This is a genomic window from Pseudanabaena sp. SR411 (assembly GCF_002251945.1).
Lineage (GTDB): Bacteria > Cyanobacteriota > Cyanobacteriia > Pseudanabaenales > Pseudanabaenaceae > Pseudanabaena.
On sequence record NZ_NDHW01000082.1, the window covers coordinates 1 to 11,224 of the forward strand.

10 protein-coding genes are annotated in these 11,224 nt (G+C 42.0%); all 10 read left to right on the top strand.

Going from position 1 to position 11,224, the window contains the following annotated elements; translation table 11 throughout:
- Positions 1–242 precede the first annotated feature (242 nt).
- The gene (locus tag B9G53_RS07215) at positions 243–2,411 is read left to right on the top strand and encodes a CHAT domain-containing protein (RefSeq protein WP_094530666.1); all 2,169 of its coding nucleotides are present in this window, start codon (positions 243–245) and stop codon (positions 2,409–2,411) included.
- Positions 2,412–2,444: 33 nt separating this feature from the next.
- On the top strand, positions 2,445–3,254 hold the full coding sequence (locus B9G53_RS07220; RefSeq protein WP_094530669.1) for a leucine-rich repeat domain-containing protein: 810 nt from the start codon (positions 2,445–2,447) through the stop codon (positions 3,252–3,254).
- 311 nt (positions 3,255–3,565) lie between these two features.
- On the top strand, positions 3,566–4,399 hold the full coding sequence (locus B9G53_RS07225; protein ID WP_176453137.1) for an ABC transporter ATP-binding protein: 834 nt from the start codon (positions 3,566–3,568) through the stop codon (positions 4,397–4,399).
- Positions 4,400–4,404: 5 nt separating this feature from the next.
- A complete protein-coding gene (locus B9G53_RS07230) occupies positions 4,405–5,718 on the top strand; it encodes an MlaD family protein (RefSeq protein WP_094530671.1) in 1,314 nt (437 codons plus the stop codon).
- A gap of 134 nt (positions 5,719–5,852) precedes the next feature.
- On the top strand, positions 5,853–6,287 hold the full coding sequence (locus B9G53_RS07235; protein WP_094530673.1) for an NfeD family protein: 435 nt from the start codon (positions 5,853–5,855) through the stop codon (positions 6,285–6,287).
- Positions 6,288–6,736: 449 nt separating this feature from the next.
- Positions 6,737–6,973: a DUF2811 domain-containing protein gene (locus tag B9G53_RS07240; protein WP_094530675.1), complete on the top strand. Its 237-nt coding sequence runs from the start codon at positions 6,737–6,739 to the stop codon at positions 6,971–6,973.
- 105 nt (positions 6,974–7,078) lie between these two features.
- Positions 7,079–8,518, top strand: coding sequence for a protoporphyrinogen oxidase (gene hemG, locus B9G53_RS07245; RefSeq protein ID WP_094530677.1), 1,440 nt, complete (start codon positions 7,079–7,081; stop codon positions 8,516–8,518).
- Between the two features lie 69 nt (positions 8,519–8,587).
- Positions 8,588–9,496 (top strand): homoserine kinase, encoded by a 909-nt coding sequence (thrB, locus tag B9G53_RS07250; RefSeq protein ID WP_094530679.1) that lies wholly within the window; start codon positions 8,588–8,590, stop codon positions 9,494–9,496.
- Between the two features lie 139 nt (positions 9,497–9,635).
- Entirely contained in the window at positions 9,636–9,923 is a 288-nt protein-coding gene (locus B9G53_RS07255) for a hypothetical protein (RefSeq protein WP_094530681.1), read from the top strand.
- 256 nt (positions 9,924–10,179) lie between these two features.
- Positions 10,180–11,172, top strand: coding sequence for a Gfo/Idh/MocA family protein (locus B9G53_RS07260; protein ID WP_094530683.1), 993 nt, complete (start codon positions 10,180–10,182; stop codon positions 11,170–11,172).
- The last annotated feature ends 52 nt before the right edge of the window (positions 11,173–11,224 follow it).

An 11,224-nucleotide genomic window follows, 5' to 3' on the forward strand; every position in this document is an offset into this window, starting at 1 on the left:
ACTAATCAGCTAGAGCAGTTTTTTGAATCCAGTCAATTTCTCTCAAAAATACAATTACGAAAAACACTGGATTTTATCTTTTCATTAATTCACTGATCTTATAGCGGGAAGGGAGTAGACTAACGAGCCAACGTGAAATCAATTTTGATAAAGCTGGACTTTCTTCTGCTGGTGCTTCTGGTTCTATTTATGATGCTGGGAATATCATCGTTAAAGCGGGTACTTTCATTGAAATAGGGATATTGAATGCTTCTGGCAATGAAAATGGGGGCAATATTAACCTATCTGCCAATGGAGATATACAAACGTTAGGTATTCGCTCTACTTCATATGGAAAAGCAGGCAATATCACACTAGTAAGCACTCAAGGAAAAATCAACACCACAAATAATACGGTTATTCCTGATAACAGTATATATATCAGTGCCATTGGAGCGAATGGAAATGGAGGATCAGTAATTCTGAGTGCGTATGGTGATATTGTCACGAATGATATATATGCTGAATCTTATGCAGGAGGTGTGGGTGGTTCGATTAAACTTACAAGTGAGACAGGCAAGATTGATACTAATGGTAAGCAAATCTCAACCTATGCTAATAACGGTAAAGCTGGCAATGTCACTCTTAAATCCGTAGAGGATATTAAGGTGGGTGATATTGTTGCTAATTCGAGAATGGGTGGAGATATAGTTGGGAATGGTGGTGTTGTCAAACTAACTTCAACATCTGGCAATATTGAGTCAGGGAGTATCACTACTTCATCTCAAAATGGCGCGGCTGGTAATGTCACGATTGATGCGGGTGGTGAGTCAATCAAAATTGTTAATTCGCTTTCACAGAATGGCACTGATTATAGTATCTATTCTGCTGGTGCAACTAAAAATGGCGGAATTACAATTAACCGCAAGTCTGGATCGACTGGTACTTTCTTTGCAGTGGGTGATGCTACTTACAATGGGACTAAGGGTGCGATCGGTGGTGGGAAGGATGCGAATGGTGTTGAGAATAGTCTGCTCACTACAACTATCGTCACGGGAACCTATGTTGATGGCAATATCAGAATTTTGACTCCAGATATTCCTGCGTCGAGTCTCTCAAAACCTAGAACCATTCCTGCTGAAACTCCAACTACGACTAACAGTTTTGCTCCTGTTGATTCAAATAAAGTTCAAAACTTAATTAATTTAGGAAAGTATGAGCAGGCAATCGTTGCTCTGGACAATTTGCGAACAATTGAGTTCTATCAGAGTCAAGGCAATACTAGTCCCACAGTGCCACAGCTAAATTCTGTAAATCCAATCAAGAATTTCTTGAATGCTGGTGATACTGCCACAGGCTCAAAGTCAGCGATGATTTATACCTTTTTGTCAGGCACAACGCTAAATAACCCGTCAGGTACAAGTCTACATCTGTTTGCTGTCACTTCAACAAGCGATGTTATCTACAGAACTATTCCATTAATTAACGGTCAATATCAAGGTCTTACTGTAAAAGATACTGCTACTGACTTTAAGACCGATTTACAAGATTTTAGTAGTGAAGATTACAAAGATTCGGCCTCACGTTTATATGATTTGATCTTCAGACCGATTAAAGATGCTTTATCTCCATATCAGGTCAATAATTTAATCTTCTCAAATGACAGTCTATTTCGCACTATACCTTTAGCTGCTTTATACGACAAGCAGACTCAGACGACTGGCAGGCATTTAGTGCAGGACTTCAGCAGTTCTGTTACTCCCAGCTTTCAAGTTATTGAAAAAGATAAATATACCTCTCTTAAAAGCGCTAATGTTCTAAAAATGGGTGCTACATCGTTTGGATTTGTAAAAGATCAAATACCAACATCTTGGTCAGCTTTGCCGGGTACTAGAGCAGAGCTTGAGAATATTGCTCAGATTGAGTTGCAAACTTCCCCTAATGTTAGACACAGTCCAATTTATTTGAACAGTCAATTCTCTAAAGAAAACTTCCAAACATTAATATCTAAAAATGATGCACCCATAATTCATCTTGCCACTCATGGACGAAAAAATGCTGTTGTTTTGGGAACAATTAACTCTAGTAAAGAGTCCAATGAAATATCTGCATCAGAACTTCGACAGTTGAAAGGATTGAGTAATAAAGATCTACTCGTATTTAGCGCATGTCAGACATTCCTAGATGATAATTTTAGTTATGGAATGGCTGGAGCAGCATTGGTTGCTGGAGTCAAGTCAACGATCGCTTCTTATTGGGATGTAAGCGATGATGGCACAGTGCCAGTCATGACAGGCTTTTACCAACAACTACTTGGGAATGGCTTGCCAAAGACAAAGGCTTTACAAACAGCACAAATTGCTATGCTAACAAGCAATTATAATCATCCTATGTACTGGGCATCATTTGCTTTAGCTGGTAATCCTTGGTAAATTCAGTAAAAGTTAATTCATATATAGCAAACTATGATTAAATCAATTGCCAAATTTATTCTTTTTAGTGGCTTCAACTATTTTGCGATATCATCATCGGCTTTAGCTATCAGTTTTGTCGATCTTTGCCAGGAAAGAAACAATTTGTCCCCAGAGGTGAAACTTACGATTGAAAGCATACTAAAATATGCTCAAACATCTAGTTGTTCTCAAGCAGAGACAAATATCATGCGTTCCAAACGACTGGAAATTAGAGCCGTAGGGATCCAAAATTTGAGTCCAATCAAATTGCTACCTAGTATAGAAGTTCTATCCCTACCTAAAAACAAAATTTCTAACATTGCAGATTTGCAATACCTAACAAATTTAAAAACTCTTGAACTTAATCACAATCAGATCTCAGACATTAATCCATTGAGTTCTCTCTTAAATTTAAATAATCTTAATTTAGATAAAAATAGGATTTACGATACTACTCCACTGCAATCACTGACAAAATTAACTGATCTTTATCTTTCTGACAACCTGATCACAGATATTAAGCCACTAGGAAGTCTGACAAAATTAACTATTCTTGGACTTACTGGTAACCGTATTACTGATATCAGTTCTCTAAGAAATATGACAGATTTAATTGCGCTAAGTGCCAATCGCAATCAAATCTCTAATATAAGCCCTTTAAGGTTTCTGACAAAACTTGAAAAACTCTTTCTAAAATATAATCAGATTACAGATATTATGACGTTACAATCTTTAATAAATTTAAAAGTTGTTTCATTTAGAGGTAACCCAATAGCTAATAAAACTTGTCCATTTACTGATAAAGACTTTTGTAGATTCTAATGTGAATAATCGCTAATCTCAGACCAAATTATAAGGAGTACATCTAAAAAAAGGTGAGTTTGTGGATCATGCTTTAGCCCTTATGAAAGATTGCAGACACATTTCAAAAAGCAGTGATCGCAACTTAGACGATCACTTGTTTAGTAGGTAAGACTGTTGTATGGAAATGTATAGAGAGATTTTGCCACGTTTAGATTTTTTGTCTTTGGGCTTTGTAATGCAAATTGCTGATTTAGAGTTTTTTTAGGAAAAGTTTCTGAAAAAATGTTAGTTTTTGGTAGAGCGATTTTTTCAATCAGAAATACATGTCGATGGAGCCAGTCCGATCTCTGATCAAAAATAGTAGCAATGTGGTCACACCCTTGCTAGAACTGCGTGATATTCATAAAAGTTTTGGATCTAATGCCGTATTAAATGGTGTTGATCTCACTGTGCATACAGGTGAAGCGATCGCCATCATTGGCCCCTCTGGTACTGGTAAATCGACAATCTTACGCATTATTTGCGGACTACTTGCCCCTGACCAAGGTGAGTTATACATCAATGGCAACCTTGTTTCATCTGAAGATGATATCCAAGAAGGAGGTTACGGCTTAAGTATTGGGATGGTATTTCAAAATGCCGCCCTCTTTGACTCGCTTACGGTTGCCGAAAATGTGGGATTCTCGTTATTTGAGCATTCCCGCTTGTCACGCCGCGAGATTTATCGACTGGTCGAACATAAGCTTGCCATGGTGGGTTTAGATAACATTAGTGATCGCTATCCGAGCCAACTGTCAGGCGGGATGAGAAAACGGGTGAGTTTTGCCCGTGCGATTATGGATGACCCCACCGCCAAAACGCAAACCAAAAAAGTGCTGCTCTATGATGAACCAACCGCAGGACTTGACCCTGTGGCTTCGACCATTATCGAAGACCTAATGCGATCGCTCCGAGAGCAACAGGTCTGTGATAGCTATATTGTCGTTACTCACCAAGACAGCACGATCCGCCGTACAGCCGATCGCTTGATCGTTCTTTATCGTGGATCGGTGCGCTATGCAGGAAACGTGAGTACAATTGATACTGCCGACAATCCGTATGTCAGACAATTTTTTAGTGGCAGTACTGAAGGTCCAATTCAACTTTTGACTAGGGAGGTATAAGGCTCGTGCAGCGAAAAACATTACGCGACGGTGCGCTTGGCTTATTTATCATTGGTGGAGTAGTGGCGCTTGGGGGCGCATTGCTATGGTTGCGCGGGTTGCAACTCAGTAGTTCTAAGTTTACGTTTACGATCAAAATAGCTGATGCAAGTGGATTAAATACTGGCTCAGTGGTTCGATTTCGTGGTGTGGAAGTGGGACGGGTAACAGCTCTGACCGCTCAAACTGAAGGCGTTGATGTGCAAGTAAGTATTGAAAATCCTAAATTGATTATTCCTAAGCAATCGGTTGCTGAGACTAACCAAAGTGGTTTTCTGGGCAATACCAATATTGATATTTTTCCGCCTCAAGATAAAGTAGCCATTGATCCACAGATGAATCCGATCGCTAAGGATTGCAATGCTGATTTGATTATTTGTCAGGGTGGGCAGATTGACGGTGTGCGTGGTGTGAGCTTCATTGCTTTACTTAAGGATTCGAGTGCAGCCTTACGCAAAATCAATGATCAAAATCTCGTCGATAACCTCAATGAATCCTTAATTGCGGCTAAAACAACAGCTAAAAGCATCCAAAAACTGACAGATTCAGCGAATCGATTAGTTGGCAATTTTGAAAATCAACTTACTAAGTTTGGCGACACAGCCGACGCAATTAGTGGTGCGGCGACTAAGGTGGGCAATGTGGCAAATAGCGCCCAAGACTTGATTGAGGTTAATCGCGAAAAACTAGCCCAAACCCTTGATGGGATTGCGGCTACTTCCAAAGAAGCACAATCGCTGCTAGCCAGTGCCAAACCTTTATTAAATGATGGCAAGATGATCGCCAATTTACAGCAGCTAGCTGAAAATGCTGCTGAAACCTCGGCGAACCTCCGCAAAGTATCGGGTGAACTAAACGATCCTGCTACCATCACAGCGTTACGCGAAACTCTAGACTCGGCTAGGGCGACTTTTGCCAATGCCAAGAAAATTACCGCTGATCTCGATGAACTGACAGGAGATCCGAAACTGCGTAGTAATATTCGCAACTTGATTAATGGTTTAGGTGGGTTGCTATCCAATGCGCCAAATTTGGACTCAATTGCACCAACGGCAACTAATTCACGTCCTAGCGAACCGACAGCAGGCGATCACCCTAAATTACCAGAAACGGTAGAAGTCGCTCGCAATAAAGTGATTAAATCTGCGCCAGAAGATGCTCGCTTCAAACGCGAAAAAGAACTGGACTCTCAAAAAATCAAAATCAATAGCCCCAAACCCAGTAGCACGATTGTTAAATCAGAAATAGCCCCTGAGACAGAGGCTACAGTTAAGAATTAGTAGCGCGCGGTGAAGCTACGCATTACTAATTCCTGTGGTAGGAAGAAAGTAAAATAAAGAACAGTTTTTGTGGCGCAACGAATTTGCGCTAAAAAAACTGTGTTTTGGGATAATTCTGATAAATCAGGTGTGCAATGAATTTACTACCTAGTCAAGTCTGGCTACTGATCGGTATTGCCCTTTGCATTATTGAGTTGCTAGTGCCATTGCCAACCTTTTTGATTGCTGGGGCAATGGGCTTAGCTGCGTTACTAGTAGGTTTGATCGCGCTGATTTTGCCGATTCCTGCCTTGCAAATCCTTGCTTGGATGCTGATCTCAGCAATGTTAGCAGTGGCTTCACGACGATTTATTCCCAAGGATTCACACCAACTGAAAGAGGCGAGTGAAGGGGTTACGCTTACGGAAATCCCCGCTGGAGAAACGGGAAGAGTCCATTATGAAGGCGGTTCGTGGAAAGCAAAATGTGATAATCCACAAATCGCGATCGCGGCTCAACAAAAAGTCATTATTCTGAGGCGACAAGGCACAACATTAATCGTTGTTCCTGAAAATTGGCTGAGTCATTAGCGGCAAAAAACGTAAAGTAACGTAAATTGTCGGTTTTTGCTGATGTATAAATCGCCATAAATATTAAGAAAAAAATAATTTTCAACTTAGATCCCCAAAAGTTTTCCACAGACTTTTCCACAGATATCGCGACTTTTTCCACAGATAACTGTTAGTTTTCCACAGGTGCTTTTGACGATAAAAATACTGCCGCCTTACTGGTTAAGGATTCGTTAATAGAATGAGCATTTCACTTGGGAAAACTTTTAAGACCCTTTAACTATTAAGATATGTAAATCAAATCACCCTAAAATACTGATTCTATCAAGCTGGTTTCATTTATTTATCATCAATACTTAACACTTCGTTACGTTGACAAGAACAGCTAGTTGCACGCACAATTAAAGCCCGACCTCTGAAAAATGGTTGCGTCACTTCTATCAAACTTGTTTAAGAGTTGAGGTTTCAGCATGAGTACGACCGTCAGTATATTGGCAGAGATTCCTGAAGAATTGCACGAAACCCTCAAAAGTTACCTAGAGTCACATCCTGACTGGGATCAGGATCGTGTATTTGCTGCTGCTTTGTCTTTGTTTTTGTTGCAAAATGGTGGTAGCGATCGCCACGGCACATCCCACAATGCATCCCATAGCTATCGCAGTACTGCCAAAGTGTATTTAAACGCTTTATTTCAGCACTCAGTATAAACAAGCCGCCTATGGCGGCTGCACAATTCTAAATAAAGCTTTTACCGAACTATAGGAGCTTTGTTGTACTAGACTGAAAATTGCTGCCTTTAAGTCCTTTTAGTTATGTCCCTAACACCTTCCTCTGCAACCAATCAACCCTTAGATGTTCTTGTCGTTGGCGCAGGGATATCAGGCTTAACGATCGCCCATGAACTGGCGATCGCCAAAAAATATCGCGTCTTGGTTGCGGAAGCACAGGATCGGGTGGGCGGTGCGATCACCAGCGCTAAAAATGATGAAGGTTATCAATGGGAAGAGGGTCCAAATAGTTTTCAGCCTGCGCCTGAGCTATTGCGTTTAGCAGTACAGGTGGGACTAAAGGACGAATTGGTATTAGCTGATGGCAAATTGCCCCGTTTTGTCTTTCTCAATGGCAAGTTAAACGCTTTACCCATGAGTCCACCGACAGCGATCGCCTCCAAAATTTTGACTTGGGGAGGCAAAATTCGTCTGGCTTTAGGTGCGATCGGCTTTGCGCGTCCCGCAATGGCTGGCGAAGAATCCGTTGATCAATTCTTTTCGCGCCTTCTAGGTAAACAAGCGGTTGAAAGATTAGTTGCACCGTTTATCTCAGGTGTATACGCAGGTGATCCTAAACGACTCAGTGCCAAGGCAGCCTTTGCCAAAATCTTTCGGTTAGAAAATAGCTATAACGGTTTGCTCGCAGGCGCGATTCTTTCGGCAAAGGAACGTAAAGCCCAAAAGCTGAGTGATCCCAATATTCCTAAAGTTAAAGCTGGTGAATTGGGTTCATTTCGGCAAGGGATTAAGATGTTGCCTGAGGCGATCGCCACGAAATTGCGAGATCAAGGTACAGCCGTCAAGCAGCAATGGACTTTGCGATCGCTAGAAAAGCAAGACGAAATCTATATTTCTAAGTTTGATACGCCTACGGGTGAAGAAACGGTGCGATCGCGATCGGTAGTACTCAGTACCCCCGCCTATGTCACTGCTAAGCTATTGCAAGACTATCTACCAGCAGCTAGCCAAGCCTTAAACGAGATTTTTTATCCGACTGTAGCCTGTGTAGTGATGGCATATCCTAAGAGCGAATTTGCCTATGACATGAAAGGATTTGGCAATCTCATTCCCCGCACTCAAGGCGTGAGAACTCTAGGCACAATCTGGTCATCCAGTCTATTTGCAGGACGCGCCCCTGAAGGTTGGCAACTGTTATTAAACTTTATCGGCGGCACGCTCGATCCTGCTTTAGCTAAGCTATCAGAACCTGAAATCATTGCTGCCGTTCATCAAGATCTCAAGAAAACCATCCTGCGTCCTGATACAAAAGCCGAACCGAAGGCGATCGCAGTCCATGTTTGGGATAAAGCCATTCCTCAATACGAGATTGGACATTTAGACCGCCTTGCGACGGTAGAAAAAGAATTACAAAAATCTCAAGGCTTGTATATCAGTGCCAACTTTATTGGCGGTGTGGCTTTAGGTGATTGCATCAAGCGGAGTTTGCAAGAAGCTACTAAAATTGATGCATTCTTAAAATAAAGAGCAGTTTTTTGTGGTTCGGCGAAGCCGAACCACAAAAAACTGCTCCACATATTCTAGTTGTTCAATATGACCATTTTTGAAGTTTCCGTTCCCGCCACCACTGCTAATATTGGTCCTGGATTTGACTGCCTTGGGGCAGCCCTATCGCTCTATAACCGTTTTGAATTTTCCCTCGCTGATCGTTTAACCATCACTGCATCGGGGGAAGGCGCAGACAAGGTGGAACGAGACGAAACCAACCTTGTATATCAAAGCATAGCTAAGTTTTATCAGCATATTGATCGCCCCATTCCAGCGATCGCCTTTCATACAGATACAGCCATCCCACTGTCGCGAGGTTTGGGCAGTTCCGCAACAGCAATTGTGGGCGGCATTTTTGGCGCAAATCTGTTAGCAGGATCGCCCCTCGATCGCATGGCTTTATTAGATCTTGCGATCGAGATGGAAGGACATCCTGATAATGTGGCTCCTGCGATGTTGGGCGGATGTCAACTGATGGCTTCCAATCAAGTGGGGGGATGGGAATTTTGTGATTTGCAATGGCATGAAGATATTGCGATCGCCGTTGCCATACCTGCCTTCGAGTTATCGACCGCCGAAGCACGCAAGGTTTTGCCAAAACAATTTTCCATGCATGACGCAGTTTTTAACGCTTCACATTTGGCATTGTTAACGCACGGGATTCAGTCAGGAAATGCTAGTTGGATCAAGGCTGGACTACAGGATCGTCTGCATCAACCCTATCGCCAAAGTTTGATTACAGGTATGGCGGATGTGCAGGGAGCCACGATCGCCGCAGGAGCCTATGGCACAGTGATCAGTGGTGCGGGGCCAACACTACTTTCTTTAGCCCCAATGGGTACAATAGAGTCAGTCGCCCAAGCTATGCAACAAGCATGGCAATCAATAGGTGTTACGGCTATAACTAAATGTCTAGCGATCGCTAAAGATGGTACAACGTTTAAAACTCGTTAGGTACAGTGCTTTGCGCTCAACCCAGAACCAAGAGGTTTTTTGAAAGTGTTGCGAAAAATCTCTTGTGGTTGGTTTGGTCGGTAATTGCTGTAAATGGCGCTTTGCGCGATTTATTTAATAGAAATACTGTAGGAAATATATGTCTAAATTTCAATTTTTACTGATCTCTGCACTGATTTCCGCAGTTGTGCTGCTATTTGTGGGTAGCCGCGATGGAAATCCCTTTGATTCAGTATTCCCGATCGCTGTCGTTATTGGTCTAGCGATCGTTGCTCAGAAATATCTATCTGAAAAAGTGTGGAGTCGCTTTGCCCGTTGGGTAAATGAGACGACAGGACGCAAAATCTTTTATGTGCGATCGCCAAGGCAAAAAGTTGTCCCAGAACGCAAACTATTACCACCGTCTAAACTGCATCGCCTCAAGTAAAAAAAGGCGGCGCAATACGCCGCTTTTTTTATAAAGTGAAAAAATAAAAGCGGTGCATCGCGACGCCTTTATTATGTATAGGACTTATGCAAATAAACCAAAAACTCAAGTTCTTGGCTAAAAGCTCAAGTCCACTGAATTGGACTACAGAATACTATTAATTAACCCGTTTCAACGGGTTTGAGCTTTTAGCCCGCACTTGAGTGCAGGGCTACTGCGTAAGAATGTATTTACATAATTAGAGAACTTCCAAATCATGACTAGTTACGCGATCTCTCATCAACCTTTGCGAGTTGGTATTGTTGGATCTGGCTTTGTTGCCAAATTACGCGCTGAAATATTCAGTCAAGATCCACGTATTACGGTGGTGGCGATCGCAGGTAATCCCGAAAAAACACAGGCGATCGCCCAAGAATTTGCGATTCCCCATGTGTATCAATATTGGTCAGAACTAGTTGTGCGTTCTGATATTGATCTAGTAGTGATCTGTAACGTCAATCGCGATCATGGGGCGGTAGTGGGACAAGCCCTGCGATCGGGTAAGCACGTAATTGTCGAATATCCTCTTTCTTTTAATCTGGCTGAAGCTGAGGAATTAGTAAAACTTGCCCAGCAACAAAATTTGATGCTCCATGTCGAACATATTGAACTATTGGGCGGTGTGCATCAATTAGTAATGGAGCATCTAGCTAAAGTTGGTAAGCCTTTTTATGCTCGATATTCCACCAAAAGTCCACAGCGTCCTGTCCCAGATAAATGGACATACAAGCCAGATTTGTTTGGATTTCCTCTAACTGCGGCAGTTTCACGACTGAATCGAATAATTGTTCTTTTTGGGAAGGTGAGGGCTGTATCTTGTCAGTTGCGCTATAGGGGTGATCATCTACCACGTCATTTTACTTCCTGTGTCTGCAATGCTCAACTTCAGTTTGAGAATGGAGTTCTGGCTGATGTTAGCTATAGTAAAGGTGAAGACTTTTGGCATCCAGAGCGAGTTATGGAGTTGCAGGGCAGTCAAGGAGCGCTAATTTTTTCTGGTGATAAGGGGAAATTAGTTACAGCAGATGGAGAAATGGAACTTGATGCAGGAACAACGCGAGGTTTATTTAAGAAGGATACTGAAAATGTTCTCTCGCATCTGTTTACAGGTACGCCACTCTACACTAGTCATGAGAGTATTTTGCATTCCCTTGCAGTTGCTAATGCTGCCGAAAAGTCAGCGAACACCAATCAAATAGTCACTCTCTAAACATCAATTTTTACTTTATACTGACATTACTTGGTAGTTTCTAAAGTAGGGG

Bases quoted from the DNA above. Each gene is read 5' to 3' on its own strand.
- B9G53_RS07220 (WP_094530669.1), top strand. From the start codon at position 2,445: ATGATTAAATCAATTGCCAAATTTATTCTTTTTAGTGGCTTCAACTAT.
- B9G53_RS07225 (WP_176453137.1), top strand. From the start codon at position 3,566: ATGGAGCCAGTCCGATCTCTGATCAAAAATAGTAGCAATGTGGTCACA.
- B9G53_RS07235 (WP_094530673.1), top strand. From the start codon at position 5,853: ATGAATTTACTACCTAGTCAAGTCTGGCTACTGATCGGTATTGCCCTT.
- B9G53_RS07240 (WP_094530675.1), top strand. From the start codon at position 6,737: ATGAGTACGACCGTCAGTATATTGGCAGAGATTCCTGAAGAATTGCAC.
- hemG (WP_094530677.1), top strand. From the start codon at position 7,079: ATGTCCCTAACACCTTCCTCTGCAACCAATCAACCCTTAGATGTTCTT.
- thrB (WP_094530679.1), top strand. From the start codon at position 8,588: ATGACCATTTTTGAAGTTTCCGTTCCCGCCACCACTGCTAATATTGGT.
- B9G53_RS07255 (WP_094530681.1), top strand. From the start codon at position 9,636: ATGTCTAAATTTCAATTTTTACTGATCTCTGCACTGATTTCCGCAGTT.
- B9G53_RS07260 (WP_094530683.1), top strand. From the start codon at position 10,180: ATGACTAGTTACGCGATCTCTCATCAACCTTTGCGAGTTGGTATTGTT.